Here is a 23652-nt window from a genome sequence, read left to right as displayed (position 1 = left end):
GAGTCGGGCCCGCTACCGAACGACGCAGATCCCCGGCATCGGCAGATTCCACCCGCCCTGCAGATGGACGAGCACCCGACGGGCCAGTCCCCGAACCTCAGCACAGCCTGGGTCGAGCAGCCTCAGAGCTTCCCTGCTCCACCACTCCGAGTTCTTCCGGCCGCTCATACCGGCGAAGATCGCATCAATCGCTTGAAGATCAGGGATCACCGGGCCGGCGCCACCACCGGGTCAAGTGACAGCAGAAAGCCCCAGGCCACCACCGGTGACCTGGGGCTTCTCACTCCCTGAGCCCCCTGTCGGATTCGAACCGACGACCTACGCTTTACAAGAGCCTTCCGGGTGGGAATCGAGCCGGATAAGCATCGGTTCGGAGCGATCCCTAACCCGCCCTCCAGAAGCGGTAGAACACCACCTGGAGGGGCGTTTCTCCAGCTCAGGGGCCTCTCAGCAGATGTCTGGGGAGCCTGCTCTGCCGCAGGCCCTTCATCGGTTTTCCTCATCTTTCCCTGCCTGTCCCCGGCCTTCTGTCCACGTTCTGTCCACGGACAGCCCCCGACCGCCTCTCCTTCTGGGAACCGGCCCGACGCCAGAAAGCGAACAGGGGTTCCCGCAGGTCAGCGCCGCCCTAACATCTGCTGGTCCAACGCTTCACATTCGCGCTCGCCACGCATAACCACGCCCTCACGCTGACATCACCTGGCAGGGGGCGGAGCGGCCGTCGACTCCGCCCTGGCCGTCCCCGCCGACCCCAGGCTCTTCTGGTTCTGGGGCCGATACGACGAGGGTCAGCTTCGGGGCAGTACTGTCCTCCGTCGCGCTGGCTCGCGGTACGAGGGTGACCGGTGCGTTCGCCGCTGCCTGGTCGAACTGCGGCATGAGCGAGGTGTAGGTGTCGGCGGTGAGGGAGTAGTTGCTGTGGCCGAGGAGAGCTTGGATGGCCTTCATGGAAAGGCCGGCCGCGAGGCTCAGCGACGCGGCGCAGTGGCGGAGGTCGTGGAGACGGATCGGAGGAAGGTCGAGCCTTTTGACCAGGCGGTCGAAGGCTTGCGAGACGTTGTCCGGGTTGTGGGGGCTTCCGTCCTCGGTGGTGAACACGCGGCCTGAGTTGATGTAGGGGCCGTACTTCTCGGGTTCGGCCAGGTGTTTTGCCTCCCAGGCTTCGCGCTCGGTCCTCTGCGCCTGGCGTACGGCTCGGAGCAGTGCGCGGGTCACGTCGTCCAAGGTGACGGTGCGGCGTCCGCTGCGGCTCTTGGGGGTGTCTTCCCAGACTTCGCTGTAGGTGCGGCCCTTGACCAGTTGCTCGACGACCTTGATCGTTCCGGCTTCCAGGTCTGTTTCTGTCCAGGGGAGGCCGACGGTTTCGCCGCGTCGTGTCGCTCTGAAGACCGCGAGGTGCCACATGGGGTACATGCGGTGCCCGGTTGCGCCGTCGAGGAACTGCCCGGTCTGTTGTGGAGTCCAGACCATGACGGGGCCGGGGATTTCTCCTGTTTCGCGCCAGCGGGCGACACGTTCGTCCGTCCAGACGAGAGCTTCAGGGCGCTCGTACTTAGGGAGGACGACGCCTTTGGTGAAGTTCTCCGTGATCAGCTTTTCGGCGACTGCGGCGTCGAGTGCGGCAGAGAGGGTGTCTTTGAACTTCTTCTGTGTGCCCGGGCCTGTCTCTCTGCGGGGCTTCTGGCGTGCCTCGCGAAGTGCTGCTTTGGCCTCGTCCCATCGCTGGCGCAGGTGCGGTGGGCGGGGCTTGGGCGCGGACTTCCACGCTCGGTGGGCGTCGTCGCACTCGGCTTTGGCCTGCTGTGCTGCGAGCCTGTTGGCCGCCTTGGATTCGTTGAGGGCCCAGATTTCTTCGAACATCTCCTGGACGTGGCGCTTCCGCAGCTGGCACAGGGGGAGGTGACCGAGGGCGGGTATGAAGATCCGCTCGACGTAGTCCTCGTAGTCCTTGCGGGTGCTGCGCTTGAGGTCGACGCGCTGGCGCAGCCAGCGGCGCAGGTACTGAGCGACCGTCTCCTTGGAGTCGATGTCGACGCCGCCCTGGGCCTCGTCCCAGAGCTTCTGTGCCGCTTCCTTCGCGTCGGTCTGGGTTCGGAAGCCGCTCTTGCGGGGCCGGCGTCGTTCGCCGCGCGGGCCGTCGGGGAGGTTGAGGTAGTAGGCCCAGGAGCCGTGGTCCCGTTTTTTCAGGTCTGGGCAGGCCGAGCCGATCTCGCGGCGCTTGGGTTTGCCGTCGGGCCTGAGCACCGGTCGGCCGGCGTCGTCGAGTACCGGCTCCGTGCACGAGCATCGCTTGTAGGTGGTTCCGTCGAACACGCAGGCTCCTGTTTGAGCTGGGGTTTCCTTGCGTGTCCTGATCTTTCTGTAGCGGAGTTCGGGCTTCCTTGGGTCTCGTATGCTTCCGGTCAGGTGGCGCGGGGATGAAGGATTTGACCACCTATGACCATATCTGCGATTGGTTCTGTTGCGCCTTCCTCTGAGCGTGGGGACATGTCCGTGGAGGAGGTTCTGGCGCTTCCGCTTGCGATCAGCGTGGCGACGGCTGCGCGTGCTTTCAAGATCGGGGCGGACAAGGCGTACCGGCTGATCGAGGAGGGCCGGTTCCCAGCGAAGCTGATTCCGTTGGGCGATACGACGAAGGTGGCGACGGCGTCCGTCTGGGAGGCGCTTGGGCTGCGTTAGCCGATCTTTTGCTGCGGCCTGTTTGCCGAAGAGCCGCCCACCTCCCGCCTTCTTAGGGTCGCTACGCGGCGATTCGCCCGTGCCTTCCATAGCCCCAGGCAACCAAAAAGCCAGGAGTGAGGGAGGTCACTTTTCGATGTCGTGTTCGATCACCGTGTTTGACCTGCGTAAATACACAGCGGCGTCAAGTGAACGGAGAGCCCTCCTATGTCAGCCGAGTACATTGGCCTATTAAGGAGCTAAGGGGCCGCTATGGGCAAGGCGGTCGCACTCCCGATGGATGGAGATTCATGGCACGGCTATCGGGTTACGTGCGTCCTGGAGAGCTGCACCAGCAGGAGGCCCAGGGCTTGCGTGAGGGTGCTTCACGACTGCTCTTGAACGAGCCCGTAGGCGCGGTCGTGCGCCAGCTCGCCGACAAGGGTTACACCAACGCGCGTGGGAACCCCTGGGCTGCCGAGGCATTCGTGCGAGCCATCCTCAACCCGCTCATGGCGGGCCTCGACAAGGACGGCGAGCCCATCGAGGACTTCGGGGAAACGGTCCTCACACCGGACGAGCACCAAAGACTGAACGCACTGTTCGCTAAGCGCCGCGGCGAGCAGACTCCGCCTCGCGAACCGTTCGACTACCTGCTCACCAGCGGCTTGTCCGAGTGTGGTCGGTGTGCCTTCCACATGCAGGGGGCTCGGGTGAACGGCGACGCAGACCCCGGCTACCGGTGCCCGCCCCCCAAGGAGGGCCGCGCTTCGTGTGGTGGCGTCCGCATGAACGCCAACCGTCTGGAGGACGCCGTAGCCGAGCAGGTCCTCGCTGATGTTCTGCGCCCGGGAACCCACGAGCGGCTGCTTGAAGTCCAGGAGGACGTCAGGGCCGAAGCAAGACGTCTGCGCGAGCATGTCGACGGGGCCGAGGAGCGGTTCAAGGAACTGGGCGGCCTGTACGGGCGTGGCCTGTTGGTGCGCTCGGCGTTCCTGGCCGCGCAGAAGGCCACCAAGGAGGATCTGCGGCAGGCTCGGGCCCGGCTTCGGTTCCTGGAGCAGATCGCGGACGTGCCGATCTCCGGCGTTACCGATTTCGTCGCGTGGTGGAGGACCGCTCCGCGGGCCTCTCAGCGAGCTCTCATCGCCTTGGAGGTTTCCAAGGTGCGTGTCATGCCGTCAGGTGGTGGGCGGCACGCCGATCCGCACGAGCGGATCGTTATCGACTGGCGTTCCCCCGCCAACTGATCTTCTTTTCGTGCGCCTCGCCGGCTGGGGCGCACCGCTATGTCTGCCGCCCTGCCCAGCAAGTTGGAGCCTGCTTTGTCGTCCCCTTCCCTCGTTCCGCTGTCGTCCACCACGTGGGCGTGGATGCACAACAGCACCGCCTGGGGCTACAGCAACTGCGGGCTCGTCGCCTCTGATGGGCAAGCCCTGCTGGTGGACACCCAGTTCACGTTGGCCGGCATGCGTCTGCTGTTGGACGCAGTCGAGGCGGCCGTGCCCGGAGCGGAGATCACTACTGTGGTGAATTCGCACCAGAACGGGGACCACACGTGGGGCAACCAGCTCCTGCCGGACGCCGAGATCATCACGTCGGCTGCGTCGGCCGAGCATGTGTGCAAGGAGATCAGCCCGGAGCAGATGATGCTGCTCGGCCGGGCGGCTCCGACGTCTGCGGTCACCGCGTACGCCGCTGAGCACATCGGCGGGTTCGACTTCAGCGGGATCACCGTGACTGGTGCGACGCGTACGTTCACCGGCACGCTGGAGCTGGAGGTTGGCGGGGCGGCGGTCGAACTCATCGATCTCGGCCCCGCACACAGTGAGGGTGACGTGGCCGTGCATGTCCCCGAGGATGAAGTGGTCTTTACCGGCGATACGTTGTTCATCGGTGCCCACATGATTGTGTGGTCCGATTCCCTCAGCGCGTGCATCGAGGTTTGCGATCGGCTACTGAGTACGGGCGCCACAACGTTCGTACCGGGTCACGGTGAAATCACCGGCCGGGCAGGCGTGGTCACCTTTCGCGACGGCCTCGCCCGTGTCCACGAAGACGCCACTTCCTACGCTTCGAGTGGCGTCGAGTTGTCCGACGCGGCCCGCCTGATCAAGGGGGCTCACGCCGGCGTTCTCGCGCATCCTGAGCGGCTTTTTACTGCTGTTGCCGCTGCGTATAAGGAAGCGGGCGTAGAAGGTGCCCCTTCCACGACGATGGGGCTCGTTGAGGGAATGGCTCAGCTAGCGAGGGAGTAGTCGGGCGACATGATGAACATCATGCGCTGGCTACGGTCGCTGAGCGGTGCGTAGCAGCGGAAGATCACCTCGAATTCTTCTTCACCGCGGTTCGGTAGGTACATCCAACGCCGGTGGCCGTCTGGGTGGGTGACGCTCGTGAGGTCGTCAGTAAGGAGCCGGGCTGCGACCTTGTCGCGCTTCTTGATGTCGGCTACGACTTCGGCGAGCCTGCGGTTCTCCGGCTGGGACTCATGTACGAGGCGGAGTTGGGACGCCATGGGCTTGGCCCAGGACTCTTCCCAGTCGATCAGCTGCAGCCGGGCTTCGGGGTAGGTCAGGCACCAGGTCATGATGTTGATGCCGTACTTGACCCAGGGCCAATTCTGGACGCACAGGTCGTTGTACTTGAGCATGTCCCACGACGCGTCAGATATGTACGCGGGCCAGGGCTGGCCCTGAATTACTGCGGTTGTCGAGGGGTCGATGACTGCGGCCGGGCGGTAGAGGGGCGGCGGCTCTTGCCCCTTTGCGTACACGAACAGGGTGTATCGCTTGGCTTCGTTGAGGTCGAGGATGCGCACGATGCGCTCCAGCCAATCCGTTTTCGGGTTCGCGATGCCGCCGGCTTCCAGGCGCCTGTACCAGCTCTCCGTCACACCAGTGAGCACTGCCATTTCGGCTTGTGTGAGGCCGGGCTTGTTTCGCGGCCCGAACTTGGCGGTGAAGCCGGGGACGAGGTTGGGGTCCATCTTGGCGCGCCACTCTCGGAGAAAATCGCCTGCGCGGTGCCTATTGGACATTGGGGCGTTACCCCTCCTTGACGGTAAAAGTATCGGAAAGACGCCGATGACCTTAACGCCCCCTTGACGCTCCTTCGCAAGTGCCTCCATGATCATCTTTTCACCCGCGACCCGCCCAAAATGGGACATTAATCGCCTTTCCCTCGCTTCAACAGTTTGTCAACTACCGCTACATTTCGTACCGGTCACCCTGAGTAGCCGGGAACGTTCAAAAGCGAGCGTTCCGTTTGTGCGAGGGTTGCTGCACCGCAGGAGGTCGTCCGGTCGCCGGGCACCGGCCCCGCGGGCGCTCTGTCACGGCAAACGGCAGAGCTGAGCACCAGAGCACCAACTGAGAGGTACCCATGAGCCGCAGCGTCTTCATCACCGGTGGTAACCGAGGCATCGGACTGGCGATCGCAGAGGCCATGGCCGCCAACGGTGACAGGGTCGCCGTCACCTACCGGTCGGGCGAACCGCCCGCTGGCGTCCTGGGCGTCAAGTGCGACATCACCGACCCGGAACAGGTCGAGGCGGCGTTCCGGCAAATCGAAGAGGCGCACGGCCCGGTCGAGGTGCTGGTGGCCAACGCGGGCATCACCCGCGACACCCTGCTGATGCGCATGTCCGAGGACGACTTCAGCGACGTCATCGGCACCAACCTCACCGCCGCCTACCGCCTGGCCAAGCGCGCCACCCGCGGCATGTTGCGCGCCCGCAAGGGCCGCATGATCTTCATCGGCTCGACCGTCGGCCTGCGCGGCGAAGCGGGCCAGGCGAACTACGCGGCAGCCAAGGCCGGACTGGTCGGATTTTCTCGCTCCATCGCACGTGAGCTGGGCTCGCGGGGAATCACGGCCAACGTGGTCACCCCGGGACTGACCGAGACGGACATGACCGCGGTACTGCCGCAAGAGATCAAGGACAGCATGATCAAGCAGATCCCCGCGGGCAGGGCCGCCCAGCCGGAGGAGATCGCCGCGGCGGTGCGCTTCCTTGCCAGCGATGAGGCGTCGTACATCACCGGGGCCGTCATCCCGGTCGACGGCGGCGCCGGCATGGGCCACTGAGCGGCAGCTCGGCCACATCAGCAGAGCAGCACCTACAGTCACCCGGCGCCGCGCTCGGGCTTGGTGATCGCGGACGGGGGTTGGGCGCGTCAAACGGAGGGGCAGGCGACAAGCGGCCTGACTTGGCGAGGAGTGAAGTGATCGATGAACAGCGCATCTTGGCGCTGTCGAAGCAGCCTCGGAGCGGTCGACCGGGCAGTGAAGAGCGGGGCCTTGCAGCGACTGCTCGTGTCCTGAGTTACCTGCACGGCGAGACGGACAGATTGGCGATGCCGATCCGCTGGAGCGCGGCCCTGTGTGTCACAGCTAGCCAGGTTGATTCGTCTATGCAGGTGAGAGAAGGCGATCCGGCCGAGGTGTGCGGCCAGTGCCCGATCGCCCGCGAGTGTTCTACCGCCCTGGCAGCGGGTGCGCCCGTTGAGGTGCGGCGGTGGCGTGAGCGCGTAGACGGGGGTTAGGCGCTCGCGTCCCGTGGCGCGGTAGAAGGGGAGCCCGTGGGGCGCCGGAAGAAACCGGCGCCTCACGGGCGCTTTGCTTTCCTCAAAGTGGCTGGGCTGGTGCGGTGTTGGCACAGGTCAGAGAACACCTGACTGCGGCTCCGCGAGTAGACACCCCTCTTGAACGTAGTAGAATTTAGCTATTGGTTGAGGGAAGAACTCACCACCTACCTCTTGGAGAAACCCGTGCAGCGCGTCCTGAAGATGAGCCAGGTCCACCGCAATCCCCGCCAGCCCCGCGAGCACTTCGACGAGGCGGCCCTTCAGGAACTCGCCTCCTCCATCGACGAATACGGCCTCATGCAGGCCATCGAGGTCCGCCCCGACAACGAGCGCGGCGGATACGAGATCGTCGCCGGCGAGCGCCGGTGGCGCGCCCACCAGCTGCTCAAGCGCACCAAGATCCGCGCCACCATCACCAGCGAGAAGAGTGAACTCCGTCGCTTCAAGCGGTCGGTCAGCGAGAACGTGAACCGCGAGGACATGACTCCCCTGGAGGAGGCGCGAGCCTTCCAGCGCATCCTGGACGAGGAAGAAGGCGCCACCCCGGAGTCCGTCGCCGCCGACTTCAGCAAGACCACGGCGTACGTCAAGCTCCGCCTGGCCCTGCTGGATCTGCGCGAAGATGTCGCCAAACTCGTGGAGTCCAAGACCATCGGCACCCAAGCAGCAGTGCAGATCGCAGCCCTGAGCCACGCCAACCAGGCCGCCGTACTCGCCAAGTTCAGCCGCGGCGAACTGGCCTCGGACAATGAGATCGTCCACTTTGCCTACGCCATGCGCCAGCAGCAGGAGCAGGCCGTACTGATGATCACCGAGGAGCTGACGGAGGAGCAGCGTACCGAGCGCGCGGCAGTGCAGAAGAAGACCCGTACGACACTCGACAAGATCGAACAGGTCCGCGCGATGCTGGACGAGATCGGCGCCAGCGACCCGCTGAAGCTCGCGCAGGCCCTGGAGGGCGGCGTCGGGGCACGCCTGGAGCAGTTGGACCGCGTAGCGGAGTCCCTGACGAAGGCGCGCTTCCAGCTCAAGCAGGCCAAGGCGCACTCCGACGCCAAGGAGTTGGTCCAGGTCAACCCGGAAGCCGTCGCGGAATCGGAGTCGGAGCCGGCAGCAGCCTGACGCGCAGAAGGCGGGGCCGCGAGCCCCGCCTCGCCTCAGAAACCATTCCCGACCGCAAGGTGCCCCCTCCATGTCCGCTCACGCCGAGCGCCCGCAGTGGCAGATGATGACCAAGTACGACTTCGATGCCCGCCTCCCCAGCACGTGGACACTCGACATACCTACCGGACCGGCGCGTATCGCGGCGGTCCCCGACGCGTCCGGCACCCCCGCTCTTTTCGGAGAGGCCGCGCCTCCCTCGCGGGCCGGACGCACACACTCCTGCGAACCGAAGGACACTCAGGGGCAGGAGCCTCTTTTCTGAGTGGGTGCCACCTTCCGTGCCGCCTGCCGCGACCGCCCCGCCCGTTCCAGTGGGGTTGCGGCCGGCGGGAGAGCGTACTGGACACTCCCACCAAGCATAGTAGAACTTACTTACCGAAGAGACGTCAGACACCCGAAGGAACCTCATGCTCGCCACATTCGCGACCGTCGACTGCTACAGCACCCTCGGGTTCACACCCGGCGAATGCGACGAGTGCGAGGGGCGCGCCGTCGTCACCTTCCACCGCGGGCCCCACGAGGAAATCCGCGAGTGCGAGCAGTGCCGAGGCACCGGAGTGCGGCACCCATGCCCCCACTGCTCCGACGGCACCGACCCCGTCACCGAGGACACGTGCGAGACCTGCAACGGCTACGGCTCGCTTCATTAACCTAAAATAGGCCGCTACTTTACGTAGGATGTAACCATGCGAACTGGCGACGCACTCGCCCATCACTCCCTCACCACCGGACAGCGCACCAACGTCACCGCCAGCCCCGGCGGGATTCTGCACCTGAGCGTCACACTGGCCGATGGCGCGATCCAGCACTTCACTCGCAACCCACCAGGCGGCCCGGAAGACTGGCGGGCCGGCCTCCAGGAGGGCCAGCACGGCGCCTGCGCGTTCAACGAACCCGTCTCCGCCACATGGGGGCGCGGCTTGGACCTGATCGCCTCGCGCCACACAGGGGGCACGAAGTGAACGACGTCCGCGCGGACTTCCGCATACGGACCGGCGTAACCCCGGTCCGCTGGCAGTCGGGCACCCCGCGACCCTTCGGGTACGTGAACGGGCACGCCGAGGACCCCATCACCGGGGAGACGCTGGTCTTGGTGCGCTGGCCCGGCGCATCGACGGACATCCCCCATCACCCGGACGATCTCGCCATTATCGACTGACCGCAGCCACTAAAATAGGCCGCTGCCTTTGGTCATGTTAGATTCGTGATCGTTGGCAGGCCCGAGGCACGGCCCGCACAACAACCCGACCTCCGGACGGGCAGCGACCCCCGCGCCCAGCCCGCCCGGATGGCCCGTCCGATACGGGCCACCCCTCCGGCCGGGGCCCGCTCCTCCGACAGCGGGCCCCGGCCCATCCACGGAGAACCAGATGCCTGCCGAGACCACCACCTACGATTCAGACCTGTATGAGGCACTGATCGCCGAGCGATACGGCCGCCCCATGAGCGAGATCCTTCAAGAACACCACCGGGCGCCCCTGCCCGAACTCCTCAAGGAACGCCACCGCCGCCCCGCGCCGCCAGCAGCGAACCGTCCACTGCACAGCCCGACGCCGGACCCGGACGCAGCCCGGCACCGAGCCGACCTCGAAGCGGCCATCGCCCAGCGAGGGACGAAAGCGGCGTGAGCGTCACCGAAGAACAGTTCCGCCGGCACGTCCGCCAGCTCGCCGCCGCACGCGGCTGGACGCTGGCGTACCACACCCACAACAGCCGCCGCTCCGACGCGGGATGGCCCGACGAGGTCTACGGACATCCCCAGACACGACGGACATTGTTCGTCGAACTCAAGACGGACACCGGCCGCATCCGGCCAGCCCAGCGCGAGTGGCTCACCCACCTCGCAGCCAGCGGTCTTGAAACCGCGCTGTGGCGCCCCAGGGACCTCAGTCTCATCGTCGCCACCCTCGCCCCCTCCGGGCCCCGAGCCCAACTACCCGAATCATGGACAAGGAACACACAGTGACAGCCACCGACCCCACCACGGACACCACTGCGGCACCCGGCCCCTGGTGCAACAGTTGTGACAGCTACTTCAACCTGATCACCAACACCTGCCGCTGCAACAACCGCTGACCCACCAAGGCACGCTCCATGGCTGACACCACCTGCACCACCCCCGACCAGCAGGTTCCGCCCGACCTCGACGCAGCTCTGGCTGAGATCGCCAAGCTCGCCAACGACCTGTGCGAGCACCTAGCGGACGGCCAATGGCGCGTAGCCGACCGCATCCGGCACCTCGCCGAGACCGTCACCACACCTAACGACCACCCAGGGGAACGCAAATCCTGATGCACGTACGGTTCGACACCCCGCCCATCCCCCACCGCAGCCAGGAGACCCACGAGACCGCGCAAGCCCTGCGAGGCCGCCCCGGCGACTGGGCCCACATCGACACCCACGACACCATGAACCGGGCCTCCAACCAGGCGCACCGGGTGCGTACGGGCAAGCTCGCCGCCTTCCGGCCCGCAGGCGCCTTCGAGGCCAAGGCGCACGGCACCGAAGACGGAGGGGCCGAGGTCTGGGCCCGCTACGTCGGCCCGCGCACCAGCGGCCATTCACGACAGTTGCCCCATGCACCTGTATGAGATGTACGCTCGTTGGTGAGACCCCGCGGTATCCCCCGTCCGCGGGGTCTCGCTGCGTCCGGGCGCTGTTCGCTTCGTCAGGTGCGCAGGCGGCAGCGACCGGCCGGAGGCGGTAGCGGACGACGAACTCAGCCCTCGGCACCGCCCCACTGTTCCGGCCCGCCGCCCCTCCACTCCACCAGCCGCGGGTCGTCCAGCGGGATCGCGTCGGCGTCCTCCGCTACTCCTGCACGCCGCAAGAACTCCCGCACGTCCCGCCTGTCGTGCGCCAGTCCAGCGATCTCTCCGCGTACGGTGACGCGTCGGCCGCCAGTCGGCGACGGCGGATGCACGATGACAGGTGGTACGGACATAACCTCATCGTGTGGGCGCGCCGTTCACGGTGCACGTAGCAGGGGGCCGGACGGGTTCAGGGTGCAGGTGGATGGTGGTGGTTTCCCGAACCTGGCGAGCCAGCGTTTGCAACGCTGCGGTGAACGCGGCTGAGGTCGCCCCTTGGACGGTCAGGGTCAAGGTACGGCGGGTTGAGCAGCGTATGCCGGGGGTGATCTGTTTGCCGGGGTGGTGGCCGGTCAGCTGGAGCAGCCAACCGGCGCTGGTGCGAAGGGCGCCGAAGTCGTCGCGGTAGACCGGTCCGCCGGCCGTCCGGACGAGGTGGGCCTGGGCGTGGGTGAGGGGCGGGTTGAGGAAGACCGAGCCCGCCTGTCGTGCGTCCGGTCCTGTGTCGGGCAGGCTCAGGCCGCGTCGGCAGCGGTCGGCGAGAACGCCTGCGGCGGCTTCCCCCAGGGGCGGGCGCGCGCCAGGGCGGGTACCGAGGGCGTCAGCGAGGTGGGGGTTGGTGACTGGTGCTGCCCGGTGGGCGCGGGTCAGGTGCAGCGTGAGCTGGAGGATGGTCCAGCGGCCGGGCCGGGTTTTGAAGGTGCTGGTGCGGTAGCCGAATGCGCACTGACCGGGCTGGAGTTCGGTGATCGTGCGCTGCTGCCAGTCGTAGACAGTGAGGTGGGCAAGGGTGTCGGATATCTGCTGGCCGTAGGCGCCGGTGTTCTGCACCGGGGCGGCGCCGGCGGTGCCGGGGATGCCGCCAAGGTACTCGACGCCGGACAGGCCCTCGTGGACGCAGTGCGCGACGAGATCGGCCAGCGGTTCTCCTGCCTGCACGGTGACTTCCACGATGTTGTTCCCGTGCCGGCGGAAGGTGATGCCGCGGGTCGCCATGCGCACCGCGGTGCCGGGGTGTCCGGCGTCGTCGGCGAGGGTGTTGCTGCCGCCCCCGAGAATGAACGGCGGGGTGGGAAGGCCGCGTGCAAGGTCGGCCCAGTGGGCGGGATCGGTGTGGGTGAACAGCCGGTCGGCGGGGCCGCCCAGGCGCAAGGTGGTGTGGTCGGCCAGCAGCTCACTCATCGGGGCCCTCCCGGAGGTCAGATGGCGGAGATGGCTTTGAGGGCGAGGGATCGCAAGGGTGCGATCCGGGTTCGGGCGGCGCCGTGGTAGACGGCGTTGGTGCAGATGACCAGGTAGCGGCCGGTGTTGGGGGCCAGGTAGAGGCTGGTTCCGGTGAAGCCGTGGTGGTAGGCGGTGCGGCCGCCGTCGGCCAGCACCCAGGACAGGCCGCGGTCGAGGCCCGGCTCGATCGGGGCGTGCGAGACCAGGCTGGCCCGCAGCCAGCCGCCCAGTGCGCCGCCGTCCTGGTAGGCGGTGATCAGGGCGTGGGCGTAGGTGGCGAGGTCGCCGGGGGTGGAGAAGACGCCTGCGTGGCCGGCGATGCCGCCCATCAGGGCGGCGTTGTCGTCGTGGGCGGCGCCCCAGATCCGGGGGCGCCGGGCAGGCGCCGTTCGGTCGGGGCGACGTGCTGGGACCGGGTGACGGGGCCATAGCAGGTGCGGTGCATGCCCAGGCCGGTCCACAGTTCGTGGCCGAGCATGTCCAGGGGGTCTGGTGGAGGTGGGTCAGGGCCAGGCCGAGCAGGATGTAGCCGCGGTTGATGTAGCGGTGCGGTCCGGGGTCGGTCTCCAGTGGTTCGCGCATCAGCAGTTCGTGCAGCGGGGTGTTGGTGTTGCGGTAGTGGTCCAGGCGGGTGGAGGCGCGCAGGCCTGAGGTGTGGGTGAGCAGCTGCCGGATGGTCGGGTTGCCGCTGGGGGCTTCGCCGGTCGTCGGCGGCAGGGCGGTGCACACTGGTTCGTCCAGGTTCAGGAGCCCGGCATCGAGGGCGCGGCCGGTCAGGGGCCAGGTGGCGACGACCTTGGTCAGGGAGGCGATGTCGTAGACCGTCTCGGCGGTGGGGGTGCGTCGCCGCATTCGGGGGCGACGGTGCCGGCCGTCAGGATGCGCTGCTGGCCGTCGGTGGTGCCGCAGATGACGACGCCGCCGGGGCTGGCGCCGTCGTCGACGACGGCGGTCAGGGCCTCGTGCAGGCGGGCGGTGTCGGCGGCGGGGAACGGTACGGGCATCAGGGCGCCTCTTCCGGGGTGGGGGTGATGTCGGCTCCCAGCGTGGCGAGGTTGGTCAGCAGGTGGCCGTAGCCGCGCCGGAGATGGAAAGTTCCCCGGATCGTAGAGGTGCCGTCGGCGGCGAGGGCGGCGATCAGCAGCGCGGTCACCGCACGGATGTCCCCGGCAGCGACCTGCGCCGCTCGCAGGCGCACGGGCCCGCGGACGCGAATGGCCGGGCCGCGGGAGGTGAGGTCGGCGCCGAGGGCGCGCAGACCCGCACAGTGCGTGTCGCGGCGGGGGTACACCCGCTCGGTGATCAGCGAGGTGCCCCGTGCCTGGGTGAGCAGGGCGGCGAGTTGGGGTGCGGTGTCGGTCGGCACGCCGGGGTGCGGTCCGGTGGCGGCCTGCACGGCGCGCAGGCCGTGGTGGTGCGCGCGCAGGGCGCCGTCCGCGCCGTCGGCGACCTTAAGGCCGGCGGCGGCGAAGACGTCGGTGAGCCCGCGGGGGAGGTCTGCGGTGCTGATGCCGTCGAGGGTGATGCTGCCGCTGGTGGCGGCGGCCATCATGATCATGGTGGCGGCCTCGATGCGGTCACCGGCTACCGCGAACGTCCCTCCGGCGATCCGGTCGCTGCCGGTGACGTGCAGGCCGTCCTGTTCGGCGTGGACGGTGGCGCCGCGCTCGGCGAGGAAGCGGGCGGTCTCGGTGACTTCGGGTTCAACGGACGGGTGGGTGATGCGGCTGGTGCCCGGTGTGCGGGCGGCGAGCAGCAGGGCGGTCACCGTGGCGCCCAGACTGGGTCCGTACGGTGTGGCCACATCCACGGTGAACGGGCGCAGTCCGTGCGGGGCGCGGGCGTGGATGCCGGTGGTGTCGGCGGTGACGCGGGCGCCGGCGGCCTGCATGGCGGCCAGGTGCCGGTCGATCAGGCGTGGGCAGAAGGCGTCGCCGCCCGGGTAGGGGAAGACGACCTGCCCGGCGCGGGCCAGGACGGCGGCGGCCAGGACGGCGGTGGTGCGCACACGGTGGCCCAGGTCGGCGTCGATGACCGGGCGAACCGTCGTGGCCGGGGTCACGGTGAACCGGCCGTTGTCGGCGGTGGTGGCGGCTCCGGTGCGGGAAAGGATCTGGGCGCATACCTGGGTGTCGATGATGTCCGGTGCGGCGGTCAGGCGAACGGGGGTGTCGGCCAGCAGCGCCGCGGCGTACAGGTGCAGGGCGATGTTCTTGCTGCCCTGGACGGGGATTCGGCCGTTCAGCCGGTGGCCGCCGGTCACGCGCAGGACGGCGGTGTCGTGGGCGGCGCAGACAGGGGTCAGGGTCATCGCGCTCACCGGATCCGGGATCCGGCGGGCAGGAAGCCGCCGATGTGATCGCGCGGGTAAAGGACCGTACCGGGGCCGATGAGCGTGCCCGGAGCCAGCACGGTTCCGGCGGGCAGTGCCACCTCATCGCCGATGACGGCGCCGAACTTCGTCTGGCCGGTGCCGATCCGCTGCCCGTCGAGGGTGACCGTGATCTCGTCCAGGGCCGGTTCGGCGACCGGTCCGCGGTCGCACCGCAGGGCGGTGGTGGAGCAGAACGATCCGATGTTGACGCGCCGCCCGATCACCGAGTCGCCGATGAAGCTGGGGTGCTTCATGAAGACGTGCCCGATCAGCAGGCTGCGGGTGATCTCCGCGCCGAACCCGATCCGGCAGCCGGGGCCGATGATGCTGTGGTCGCGGACGAGAGCTCCGGCGGCGACGATGGCGCCGGCCCCTACCACCACGGGGCCGATGACCTGGGCGCCTGCCTCGATGCGCGCACCCGGCTGCACGGTGACCGGCCCGTGGACCAAGGCGCCGTCTTCGATGTACCCGCCTTCCTGAGCCAAGGGGTGCGCGGGGTCGGGGGTGTCGAGGAGAGTGGCCAGGGCGGCCTTGATGTCGAAGACGGTGCGGCACTGGGCCAGCAGACCAGCAAGGCCCGGGGGCAGAGCGTCGGTGTCAGTGAAGTACGAGGGGGCGAGGCGGGCGTCGGCGGCCGGCCTCGCGGGCGCTGCGGCGGAGAGGGGCTGCACCAATTCCTCCAGGGTTCGAGGGGCGGCGCCGAGTGCCGGCCGCCGCACGTCCACGTCACCGCACAGGGGAAGGTGCCGGCAGGGGTGCTGCCGGGAGATGCAAACGCTTTTGCATCCGATGCAAAAGGGTCTGGCCGCATCGGCTGGGTATCTCTACGGCGACAGCGCGGCTTCGGCTCTCGAAGCGGACGGGGTGTGTGATGGCCAGTACCTCAGATCCTGCCTCTACAGCCTGCTCCCCCGGGGAGTTGGTGCGGCGAACGCGCAAGGAGAAGGGATGGACCCTCGCGTACCTCGGGCAGCTCACCGGATACTCCACGGCCCAGGTCTCCCGTTATGAGCGCGGCATCTCCCCCATGACTGATGTGGCCGTGCTGCGGTGCTTCGCCCACACCCTGGGCATCCCTTTGAAGTCCTTCGGTCTCGCCGCTCCCGCGCCTGTGGCCGAGGTACGACACGGCCAGGTAGTCGGACCGATCTCGGCGTACCCCCGCCTTCCCGCCCATACAGTGGGCAGCCCACGGCAGGAGGATGGTGAAGCAGCAGTGCGGCGACGGCAGTTGCTGGCGAACCTGGCGGTCACGGCCGCCGCAGCCGCAGGCGCCCCCTCCTGGGCGGCGATACGGCCCCCACCAACGAGGCGGCCTTGGGGGACATCCTCGTCAGCCGACTACGGGATGCGATGCTCGGCCTGGGCCAGCGGCCCCCCGGCGTGCGGCCCGAGACCCTGGGCCGGGACCTGTCCCGCGCCCTGACCGACTTCCACACCTGCCAGTACGCCAGCCTCGCCATCCGGCTGCCCCGGCTCATCCAAGCCGGGCATGCGCTGACCATCAGCAGCGACAGCCCTCAGCATCACCTGCTGCTCGCCCACAGCTACACCCTGGCCACCCGCATGCTCATCAAACTCGACGAACAGCAGCTCGGCTGGATGGCCGCCGACCGCGCCCGCCAGCTCGCCACCACAGCCAATGACCCACTCGCGGTAGCAGAGGCCGCCCGAAACCTTGCTGTCCTGGCACGCAAAGCCCACTGGCACGACCAGGCGCTCTCCCTCGCCCTGGCCGCCGCCGACGACCCCGCCCTCCGCGCCGCCGGACGGCGGGGCGCTGCTCAGCGCGGCCTGCTCATCCAGTCCGCGGCCTACACCGCCGCCCGCAACGGCGACCGCGACGGCATGCGCGACCTGACCGCCGAGGCCGCATCGATCGCCGACGGGCTCGGAGGAACCACTTTGCTCCGCGACCACGGCGGCGGCTTCAGCCCCGTCACCGTCCAGCTTCACCTGATCTCCGCAGAAAATTCCGCAGGCGACCCTGCAGCGGCGCTCGCCGCGGCCCGCGCCCTGCCGCCCAGGGCCCTCCCCAGCGACGAGCGGCGCTCGCGCTACCACACAGACGTTGCCACCGCCCTGGCTCACCGCGGCCGCCGCGACGAATGCGTACGCGCGCTGCTGGCCGCCGAACAGCAGGCCCCAGAAGAGACGCACGCGCGCCCCGCGGTGAAGTCGCTCATCTCCGGACTGCTGGTCTCCGGGCGCACCACGCCGGAACTACGTGGTCTCGCCGCACGAGCCGGCATTCTCGCCTGACCGGACAAGAGTTCGGACACCGTCCAGCACTCGGTTCTTGGCCCCTGTCTTTGGTCGTTTAGGCTCGAATACGGGCGTGGGGCTGGAGTTCCGTGTCCACCTCTCGTATCCCGGCCTCGCTCGCGGACCTGGCCGTACCTGTCGATCAGCTCGCCGCCTACCACCGCAATCCGCGCACCGGTGATCTTGATGCGATTGCCGAGTCGCTGTCGGCGAACGGCCAGTACCGGCCGATCGTCGTCAACAAGGGCTCGCTGACCGGGCGGCCAAACGAGGTTCTGGCGGGCAATCACACGCTGAAGGCGGCCAAGCGGCTCGGCTGGGACGAGATCGCGGTCACCTGGCTCGACGTGGACGACGACGCGGCAGCGAAGATCGTCATCGTCGACAACCGCACCAATGATCTGGCTGGGTACGACACGGCGCTGCTCGCCGACATCCTCACCGATCTGCCCGACCTCCAGGGCACCGGGTACGACCAAGCGCAGTTGGACCAGCTCCTTGATGACACGGCCCTGCCGGCGCCGATCGAGCTGCCGACCGACGGGGCCGGGACGGGCGCTGCGGCCACGGTGGACTACTTGCAGTGGGGCTACCTTCAGTGGTCGTCGACGCGGGTGAGGATCACGCAGGCCGAGGTCGAGCTGCTGGACGCGCTGTACCGGCAGTTCGTCGACGCGCACGACTCGGACATGGGCTTCGGGTGGCACGTTCTCAACGAGGAGCACCAGGCCCGCGAGGGGGACGTGGCGTGAGCAACCGTCTCGACGTGTGCTTCGACCCGGCGTATCCGCTGGAGAAGCTGCGCCCGGCCGACTACAACCCGCGGCACTTGTCCGAGGAGTCGTTCGTGCGTCTGCAGGGTTCGCTGCGTCGCCACGGCGTGGTGAAGCCGGTGATCTTGAATGCGGACGGGACGTTGGTCGCCGGCCACCAGAGGACCAAGGGCCTCAAGGCGATCGGGCAGACGACGACACCGGCGATGATCTTGCCGCAGAAGGTCAGGTTGCAGGATGAGATCAAGTTCAACCTCCTTCACAACCGCGTCGAGACCGAGTCGTCGGTGGTCTACGCGGAGCCGGGGCCGATTGGCGAGTGGTGCTGGATTCCGTGGCAGACCATCGAGGTGGAGGAGTCGAAGAACCTGCCGTTCCAGCAGGCCATCGCGTTCATGACGGCGGCGCACGGACCGTGGGGGTCGGTCGTCATTGATGACCAGGGCCGCGTCGTGTTGAACGCGGAGTACGCGGCGGTCGCCAAGACGCAACGCTTCGACGTGCTGGCGTGGACGGTCGCCTCGTTCGACGCTGGGCAGCTCGTCGAAGACCTCACTGGTGAGTACGGCGTGTACGACTGGTCCGGCCTGGAGGAGCAGGCGCCGGTGTGGAACCAGCACATCGTTCAGCCCAACCGGCTTCGCGAGCACTCCTCGAAGGCGAAGAAGGACCAGGTGCGCTACAAGTCGGAGGTGTGGGAGCGGCTGGTGCTGCCGTGGCTGACGACCTCGCACCGGGTGGTGGACTTCGGTGCCGGCCATGGCGACTACGCCCGACACCTGCGTACGAGTGGTTACCGGGTGCAGGACTACGAGCCGTACCGCACCCTGAAGGGCAAGTACGCGCTGGATATTCGCAGCATCGTCGGGCAGATCCGCGGCCTGGAACGCGACCTGCGCGCGAACGGCCTCTTCGAAGTCGTGGTGCTGGACTCGGTGATCAACGCGACGACGTCCCTGGAGTACCAGCACTGGGTGCTGCTGGCGGTCAACGCGCTGTGCGCGGCGGACGGGCAGGTGTGCATCGGCACGCGCAATCTGGACAGGGAGCTGGCCTACGAGCATTCCGAGCACTCCATCAGCCGCGACTCGACCCGGCTGAGCTTCCTTGATGCGCACAACGTGGACATGCGCTTTACACGGGGGAAGTGGCAGCGCATCCGGTATCACACGCCCGAGTCGCTGCGGGGGCTGCTGTCGCGCTACTTCGAGGAGGTAAAGCTGAGCGATACGACACGGGCCACGCTCAAGGCGGTGTGCCGCAAGCCGCGCCCCTTCCCGATCGAGGACTACGAGGAAGCCCTCGATAACGAATTTAACATGCCTTACCCCAATGAATTCCGACACAATAAACATGAGGGGATTGTGGGAATTCTGATAGAATTGATCAAGAATAGGAATGCCATTTTGGAGGGGTAGAGGAATGAAATCATGGGCGAGCCCGGGGAGGGTTCGCATAGAGATTGAGAGCCGCGCCAGCTACCGCATCATGTGGCTGGCCGGCGTGCGCCAACTCGACCTGTCCCAACATTGTTTGAAGGTGTTCGCGGAGTGCGACCGGCACAACGTCAACCCGAATCGGCGCACCCAGGTCTTGCACCTGTCGGCAGAAAATCCCCTGCCGCCTGGTATTTGTGTGCGCTGCCCATCCCGTGGGACTGGGCCCGCAACGCTCATTTGGCTTTTGAGCATGCACCGGGCGCAACGTGGGAGGGTGACGCCCTCGTGGGCGGCCTGCGCGTACGGCTCACCAATGCGGTGCCGGTCACCGGATGGGGAGAGCACAGCATTCCGCTGGACGCGCCCCGCCGGTCGTCGTACCGGTACCGCACCTGCCGAAACTGGCAGTTCGCCTGGTGGCTACGCACTCACCGTAATGTGCCTGCCGCGCCACCTCCTCCGTATACGAAAGCGGGTAATGGGCCGCAGCAGTTGACACTGGAATAGCGCGCAGCGCCGTCTCCGAGATGTACCTCCGGAGACGGCGCCACCAACCGATAACTCAAGTGATGAACCTTGTTCGCCGATGCCGTTTTTGTGTCAACACGGAACAGTACGACGGCGATTTCGAGAGCATCTGCCTCGCCTGCGGCCATGCCGACGGCTAACACTCTGCTGGGCACGCGGGGGTTCCCGGCACGAAATTTGCGTTAACTCATCAGCATCCGCACCGGTGCACGACTCGGCCGCCGCCGCTAAGTCGCCGAGCGGACCTGTCCTGGCTGATCGACTACCGCTGTCTCAATCTACCGAACGGAAACCAAGCAACTGTCCTGTGTCTCTTGAACTCGCCGCCACGCTCTACTACTTCAAGCGCCCCCTCAATCTGACGATGCAGGATACGGCCGAGGGTAAGATCGGGGGAACTTGACTACATGGCATTTCCCTGGCCCCCCAGACCCTGCGAGGGGAGTCGCGCAATATCTAGCCAACTCCTTTCCGGCGGCCCCTCCTCGTATACGGCGCTTACAGAAGGAAGGTAAGGAGCCAACGAGGTTGGGTCAATCTCGCGTGCTTCCGACGACTCCATTTTTTGGACGCCCTCCTCGTTGAACAGCGCGACGCCTCTTATTCCTTCACTGGTATCGAATCGCGGGCGATACCGAATTCCGCTAAAACGATACTCGCCAACTTCGTCTAGTGTTCCGCCAAAAGTACGGGCGTAACTCTGGGGGATGCCATAGGAAGCCATGGAAGATATCTCGTTTGTCACGCCGAACGCGATGGCTCCCGGGCTTGCTAGATCCGCCAGGTTCAGACTCTCAGGAAACGCACAGGAATGCATAACTCGTTCTTTGATTAGACGGTCGACCAGTATTAAAGGATCCCCTCCGGCCGCAATGTCTGGCCCTAGCGCCTCCATTACGCCGACCGCAGGAAAAGTGCCTGCATAACAGGTGCCACGCGGGGACTTTAAGTCGAATCTCCCCGTGCCGCTCGAGGAGAACCACCAAGGTTCCATATTCCGGTGGGTGACCCGATACAGTGTCACTGAATCCAGAAGAGAGAAACAGGGAAAGCGATTCCATGCGTACGTCGGGTTCGGCGGCTGCTGTACGGATACGTCGCGACGTCCCATCATGTCCACCGTCCTGCGGCTTCCTCTGCCGCCTTCGACACAACATGCTCCATACCGTCACGACCATCAGATAGAACGTCGATCACGCTGCGCCCTCCCAATGGCACCAGCGGTGCACGGAGCCAGGATGCGATAGTCCACCAGACCTCACTGTGCACATCGAACGCCTTGAGAACCTCGGACAGTCCCGGTAACACGTGACGTTCCTGGAACTGGAACGCTGGATAGACAGCAACGCCGTCTTTGGTTCTCAACACCAGGATTTCGCGATGAGCAACTTTCACCTGCAAGTCCTTTTGGGAAGCGCCAAGCAGTATGCATACGTGTTCGGCTAGATAGACCGGTCCTATGCACCGCCGCCAGGCTCGTCCCGGACGCTCGACAGGGCTCACTGTTTTCTTCACCGGAACCCCGACCTGCTCCCATGCATTTAGCACTGCATGCACTTCCTCACCCTCGCCGTAGCGGGTGCGCGCAGCAGAGACAGTGAGCATGGCAAAGTCGGTGAAGTATGCCTGAGGTCGGAGCTCGCCGCCTGTCAGGACGTCGTACCAGATCTGTCCCGCCTTCTCCCAGGCAAGGCCGCCGAGGGCGGAGGCGACCAGGTAGAAAGCATGGTTGGGGATACCAGAGTTAATGTGAATTCCGCCATTACCGCGGTCGGTTTGGACGTAGTCTTCCATCGTCGCCGGTTGCGGATCCTTACCAAGGATGTCGTCGTCATATGCAGTGCCCGGGGCCTTCAAGGAGCACAGCGCACTGCCATCAACGCGCGGGGTGAATAAGCCGGCGCCGATCAGCCAGTCAGCCTGGGAAGCGGTCTGTCCGAACGTGTACTGCTTGATGAGCGAGCCGAAGACATCGGACATCGACTCGTTGAGGGCACCTGGCTGACCGTAGTAGGCGAGGTTCGCCGTGCACTGGGTGACGCCGTGGGTCAGTTCGTGGCCGATGACATCGATCGGGATGGTGAAGTCGAGGAAGATCTCGCCGTCACCGTCACCAAAGACCATCTGTTCGCCGTTCCAGAAAGCGTTGTTGTGGCTCTCGTTATAGTGGACAGTCGCTTTCAGAGGCAGGCCCTTACCGTTGATTGAGTCATGGCCGTACACCTTGAGAAATAGGTCGTACGTCGCTCCAAGGCCGGCGTACGCGCGGTTTACCGCGTCGTCGCGGCCCGGCTTATCGCCCTCGTTGCGTACTTTCTTTCCGGGCAGGTCTGGGTGATGGCGTGCGTCGTATATGGTGCGGTGCGGTCTGTGAGCCTCCGCGTCCCACGGCGGGGCGGTGGTGGGTGCACCGAAGGCCGTGGCCATCCGGCGGCGAGTGCGCTCGAAGGCGTCAAGTTCCAGGGTGCGGCGCGCGGCTGCGGCGAGGGTGGGATCTTTAGCGTGGGTCAGCCTATCCAGTAGATGTGGGGGCACGATGGTGCAAAAGTACGAAGATCCTCCCATGGCCCCTCCTCCCAAATCTTCTGCTCGCAAAGGTACTGCTCTACCCTGCGCACGTCGACGCAGAGGACTGCTAACATCAATCGCCATCTCCCTCATGCGAAACACCCAGGTCGACACGCATCTTGTGTCGCATTACACGGAGCAATTCCCAGTGTTCATCGAGCCTCGCCAAGGCCACTTCTAATGATTCTTCCGAGGCTGGGTTTCCTCCGTCTATTCGCTTCACTATCCCGTATGTTTGATTCATTTCCCGATTCACGCTTCCGGCGACACCCAGGACAGCGCCTGGCGCAATTAACTGGGCTTCCGCGTGGTGGTCGAGGTGAACTGCGCGCGCCGCATCGAGACGTTCACGTGCTTCGTCCTCGCCCCTACTGAGCAGCATGGCATGAGTCATATCTTTCAGGGCCGCTACATACTGCCTGGCTGCGGTATTTAGGGCTACATAGATTTCACGACGCATATTCCATATAGCGCGCATTTCCTGCACTGCCCGCTCTTCGGATCGAAGCCTACTGGAGGCTTCCAACTCCTGCCGCTTCATCCGATCAGCCGCACGTTGGGTTAGAAGTGCAGAAAACAGCGTTCCCGCTACACCAATAACTCCAACCATCAAGGCCACAGTTGTCGCAGATATCACATCTAGCCACTCTCCTGCACTTGCGCCACCCGCCATAGTGGAGCGGGCGAATCCCATACAAAATTCCTTAAAGGTCTTTACCGTGCCGGAGTTGTATCGTTTACACAAGAAGAGGGCAATGCCTAGTCAGTTCCGAAATCTGACTTTCCAGCAGTTAGCGACTGACTGCCCTCGACATCGTTTCTTCTAGTCAGGTTCAGGGCACGTTTGCGACAGCAGACGGTGACTACCTGGCGATGGCACGAAGGACTGAGTCGCCGATCGGGCCCAGCCACCCCGCAAACGAGGACAGCACCCCTGCAAGGGGACCGCTGGCGGTGACCACGGCGCCCGCTGAGGCCAGAAGGCGGGTGATCTGGACAAGGCGCTGGGCCACGGTAGGGCGGTCCGGAGTCGGGGAGCCGAGCTCAGCGTCAAGGGAGGCAACTTCATCGTTCACCTGGCAGGCGATGACGGGCGGGAGGCCAACGCGGTCGAGTTCTGTACGCAGAAAACCGAGCAGAGCCCGGGGGCCTGAAGCGGTGGTGAAGTCTCCATGCTGACCGCCATGGATGGTCTGGTTGCCGGCGACGTTGTTGATGTTGCCTTGCTGGCTGCCGATGTTGAAGGTCATCTGGTCC

At 66.2% G+C, this 23652-nt stretch carries 28 protein-coding genes and 2 pseudogenes; 17 read left to right on the top strand and 13 right to left on the bottom strand.

Annotated features, from left to right (window positions below; all coding sequences use genetic code 11):
• Positions 1–684: 684 nt before the first annotated feature.
• Entirely contained in the window at positions 685–2313 is a 1629-nt protein-coding gene (locus tag ACEXOX_RS28510) for a tyrosine-type recombinase/integrase (RefSeq protein WP_406524010.1), read from the bottom strand.
• Positions 2314–2487: 174 nt separating this feature from the next.
• Here ACEXOX_RS28510 and ACEXOX_RS28505 point away from each other — a divergent pair, with 174 nt between their 5' ends.
• The 3 genes from ACEXOX_RS28505 to ACEXOX_RS28495 all read left to right on the top strand — a co-directional run bounded on the left by ACEXOX_RS28505 (position 2488) and on the right by ACEXOX_RS28495 (position 4916).
• Complete coding sequence (locus ACEXOX_RS28505) at positions 2488–2679, top strand: DNA-binding protein (protein ID WP_150249860.1); 192 nt, start codon at positions 2488–2490, stop codon at positions 2677–2679.
• Between the two features lie 290 nt (positions 2680–2969).
• A complete protein-coding gene (locus ACEXOX_RS28500) occupies positions 2970–3908 on the top strand; it encodes a recombinase zinc beta ribbon domain-containing protein (protein ID WP_406524009.1) in 939 nt (312 codons plus the stop codon).
• Between the two features lie 123 nt (positions 3909–4031).
• Positions 4032–4916 carry an MBL fold metallo-hydrolase gene (locus ACEXOX_RS28495; RefSeq protein WP_167515118.1) on the top strand — a complete coding sequence of 295 codons (885 nt, stop codon included), beginning with the start codon at positions 4032–4034 and terminating at the stop codon, positions 4914–4916.
• Here ACEXOX_RS28495 and ACEXOX_RS28490 read toward each other — a convergent pair.
• A complete protein-coding gene (locus tag ACEXOX_RS28490) occupies positions 4898–5698 on the bottom strand; it encodes a helix-turn-helix domain-containing protein (RefSeq protein WP_406524008.1) in 801 nt (266 codons plus the stop codon). The two genes, ACEXOX_RS28495 and ACEXOX_RS28490, sit on opposite strands and share 19 nt — an antisense overlap.
• Positions 5699–6042: 344 nt before the next feature.
• On the opposite strand from ACEXOX_RS28490, the gene ACEXOX_RS28485 reads away from it, so the two are divergent.
• The 10 genes from ACEXOX_RS28485 (at position 6043) to ACEXOX_RS28440 (ending at position 11002) form a co-directional block, all read left to right on the top strand.
• Entirely contained in the window at positions 6043–6747 is a 705-nt protein-coding gene (locus ACEXOX_RS28485) for a beta-ketoacyl-ACP reductase (protein ID WP_398173144.1), read from the top strand.
• 644 nt (positions 6748–7391) lie between these two features.
• On the top strand, positions 7392–8369 hold the full coding sequence (locus tag ACEXOX_RS28480) for a ParB/RepB/Spo0J family partition protein (RefSeq protein WP_406524007.1): 978 nt from the start codon (positions 7392–7394) through the stop codon (positions 8367–8369).
• Positions 8370–8439: 70 nt separating this feature from the next.
• Entirely contained in the window at positions 8440–8673 is a 234-nt protein-coding gene (locus tag ACEXOX_RS28475; RefSeq protein WP_406524006.1) for a hypothetical protein, read from the top strand.
• A gap of 145 nt (positions 8674–8818) precedes the next feature.
• Positions 8819–9061, top strand: a complete 243-nt coding sequence (locus ACEXOX_RS28470; RefSeq protein WP_125045492.1) for a hypothetical protein — start codon at positions 8819–8821, stop codon at positions 9059–9061.
• Positions 9062–9097: 36 nt separating this feature from the next.
• Entirely contained in the window at positions 9098–9373 is a 276-nt protein-coding gene (locus ACEXOX_RS28465; RefSeq protein ID WP_406524005.1) for a hypothetical protein, read from the top strand.
• Positions 9370–9570 carry a hypothetical protein gene (locus ACEXOX_RS28460; protein WP_406524004.1) on the top strand — a complete coding sequence of 67 codons (201 nt, stop codon included), beginning with the start codon at positions 9370–9372 and terminating at the stop codon, positions 9568–9570. The genes ACEXOX_RS28465 and ACEXOX_RS28460 overlap by 4 nt, the downstream gene beginning before the upstream one ends.
• 211 nt (positions 9571–9781) lie before the next feature.
• Positions 9782–10039, top strand: a complete 258-nt coding sequence (locus ACEXOX_RS28455; RefSeq protein WP_406524003.1) for a hypothetical protein — start codon at positions 9782–9784, stop codon at positions 10037–10039.
• A complete protein-coding gene (locus ACEXOX_RS28450) occupies positions 10036–10377 on the top strand; it encodes a VRR-NUC domain-containing protein (protein WP_150249825.1) in 342 nt (113 codons plus the stop codon). Before ACEXOX_RS28455 ends, ACEXOX_RS28450 begins: the two co-directional genes overlap by 4 nt.
• A gap of 128 nt (positions 10378–10505) precedes the next feature.
• The gene (locus ACEXOX_RS28445) at positions 10506–10703 is read left to right on the top strand and encodes a hypothetical protein (RefSeq protein WP_406524002.1); all 198 of its coding nucleotides are present in this window, start codon (positions 10506–10508) and stop codon (positions 10701–10703) included.
• Entirely contained in the window at positions 10703–11002 is a 300-nt protein-coding gene (locus ACEXOX_RS28440; protein WP_125045498.1) for a hypothetical protein, read from the top strand. The genes ACEXOX_RS28445 and ACEXOX_RS28440 overlap by 1 nt, the downstream gene beginning before the upstream one ends.
• Before the next feature lie 128 nt (positions 11003–11130).
• On the opposite strand, the gene ACEXOX_RS28435 is transcribed toward ACEXOX_RS28440, so the two are convergent.
• The 8 genes and pseudogenes from ACEXOX_RS28435 to ACEXOX_RS28400 all read right to left on the bottom strand — a co-directional run bounded on the left by ACEXOX_RS28435 (position 11131) and on the right by ACEXOX_RS28400 (position 15547).
• On the bottom strand, positions 11131–11355 hold the full coding sequence (locus ACEXOX_RS28435) for a hypothetical protein (RefSeq protein ID WP_406524001.1): 225 nt from the start codon (positions 11353–11355) through the stop codon (positions 11131–11133).
• A gap of 4 nt (positions 11356–11359) precedes the next feature.
• Positions 11360–12403 carry a UDP-N-acetylmuramate dehydrogenase gene (locus tag ACEXOX_RS28430; RefSeq protein ID WP_406526496.1) on the bottom strand — a complete coding sequence of 348 codons (1044 nt, stop codon included), beginning with the start codon at positions 12401–12403 and terminating at the stop codon, positions 11360–11362.
• Between the two features lie 17 nt (positions 12404–12420).
• On the bottom strand, positions 12421–12810 hold the full coding sequence (locus ACEXOX_RS28425) for a serine hydrolase (RefSeq protein WP_406526495.1): 390 nt from the start codon (positions 12808–12810) through the stop codon (positions 12421–12423).
• On the bottom strand, positions 12774–12923 hold the full coding sequence (locus ACEXOX_RS28420) for a hypothetical protein (protein ID WP_406526699.1): 150 nt from the start codon (positions 12921–12923) through the stop codon (positions 12774–12776). Before ACEXOX_RS28420 ends, ACEXOX_RS28425 begins: the two co-directional genes overlap by 37 nt.
• Positions 12924–12985: 62 nt before the next feature.
• Positions 12986–13297 (bottom strand): annotated as a pseudogene (locus tag ACEXOX_RS28415) (serine hydrolase); the annotation flags it as partial.
• Positions 13246–13449, bottom strand: a complete 204-nt coding sequence (locus tag ACEXOX_RS28410; RefSeq protein WP_406524000.1) for a hypothetical protein — start codon at positions 13447–13449, stop codon at positions 13246–13248. The pseudogene ACEXOX_RS28415 and the gene ACEXOX_RS28410, both read right to left, overlap by 52 nt.
• A complete protein-coding gene (locus tag ACEXOX_RS28405) occupies positions 13449–14756 on the bottom strand; it encodes a UDP-N-acetylglucosamine 1-carboxyvinyltransferase (RefSeq protein ID WP_406523999.1) in 1308 nt (435 codons plus the stop codon). Before ACEXOX_RS28405 ends, ACEXOX_RS28410 begins: the two co-directional genes overlap by 1 nt.
• 5 nt (positions 14757–14761) lie before the next feature.
• On the bottom strand, positions 14762–15547 hold the full coding sequence (locus ACEXOX_RS28400) for a hypothetical protein (RefSeq protein WP_406523998.1): 786 nt from the start codon (positions 15545–15547) through the stop codon (positions 14762–14764).
• Between the two features lie 146 nt (positions 15548–15693).
• Here ACEXOX_RS28400 and ACEXOX_RS28395 point away from each other — a divergent pair, with 146 nt between their 5' ends.
• The 4 genes from ACEXOX_RS28395 to ACEXOX_RS28380 all read left to right on the top strand — a co-directional run bounded on the left by ACEXOX_RS28395 (position 15694) and on the right by ACEXOX_RS28380 (position 19278).
• The gene (locus ACEXOX_RS28395) at positions 15694–16248 is read left to right on the top strand and encodes a helix-turn-helix domain-containing protein (RefSeq protein WP_406523997.1); all 555 of its coding nucleotides are present in this window, start codon (positions 15694–15696) and stop codon (positions 16246–16248) included.
• The gene (locus ACEXOX_RS28390) at positions 16140–17084 is read left to right on the top strand and encodes an XRE family transcriptional regulator (RefSeq protein WP_406523996.1); all 945 of its coding nucleotides are present in this window, start codon (positions 16140–16142) and stop codon (positions 17082–17084) included. The genes ACEXOX_RS28395 and ACEXOX_RS28390 overlap by 109 nt, the downstream gene beginning before the upstream one ends.
• A 92-nt stretch (positions 17085–17176) precedes the next feature.
• Positions 17177–17839 (top strand): ParB/RepB/Spo0J family partition protein, encoded by a 663-nt coding sequence (locus ACEXOX_RS28385; protein ID WP_406523995.1) that lies wholly within the window; start codon positions 17177–17179, stop codon positions 17837–17839.
• On the top strand, positions 17836–19278 hold the full coding sequence (locus tag ACEXOX_RS28380) for a ParB N-terminal domain-containing protein (RefSeq protein ID WP_406523994.1): 1443 nt from the start codon (positions 17836–17838) through the stop codon (positions 19276–19278). Before ACEXOX_RS28385 ends, ACEXOX_RS28380 begins: the two co-directional genes overlap by 4 nt.
• Before the next feature lie 2067 nt (positions 19279–21345).
• Here the strand turns inward: ACEXOX_RS28380 and ACEXOX_RS28375 are convergent.
• From ACEXOX_RS28375 to ACEXOX_RS28365, 3 genes and pseudogenes are all read right to left on the bottom strand, one after another.
• A pseudogene (locus tag ACEXOX_RS28375) lies at positions 21346–22392 on the bottom strand (M4 family metallopeptidase); the annotation flags it as partial.
• A 76-nt stretch (positions 22393–22468) separates the two neighbouring features.
• The gene (locus ACEXOX_RS28370) at positions 22469–23089 is read right to left on the bottom strand and encodes a hypothetical protein (protein WP_406523993.1); all 621 of its coding nucleotides are present in this window, start codon (positions 23087–23089) and stop codon (positions 22469–22471) included.
• 169 nt (positions 23090–23258) lie between these two features.
• On the bottom strand, positions 23259–23645 hold the full coding sequence (locus tag ACEXOX_RS28365; RefSeq protein ID WP_406523992.1) for a hypothetical protein: 387 nt from the start codon (positions 23643–23645) through the stop codon (positions 23259–23261).
• Between the last annotated feature and the right edge of the window lie 7 nt (positions 23646–23652).

Source organism: Streptomyces sp. Ac-502 (assembly GCF_045222935.1).
GTDB classification, from domain to species: Bacteria; Actinomycetota; Actinomycetes; order Streptomycetales; family Streptomycetaceae; genus Streptomyces; species Streptomyces monomycini.
This window is presented reverse-complemented; position numbering and strand designations above follow the sequence as displayed.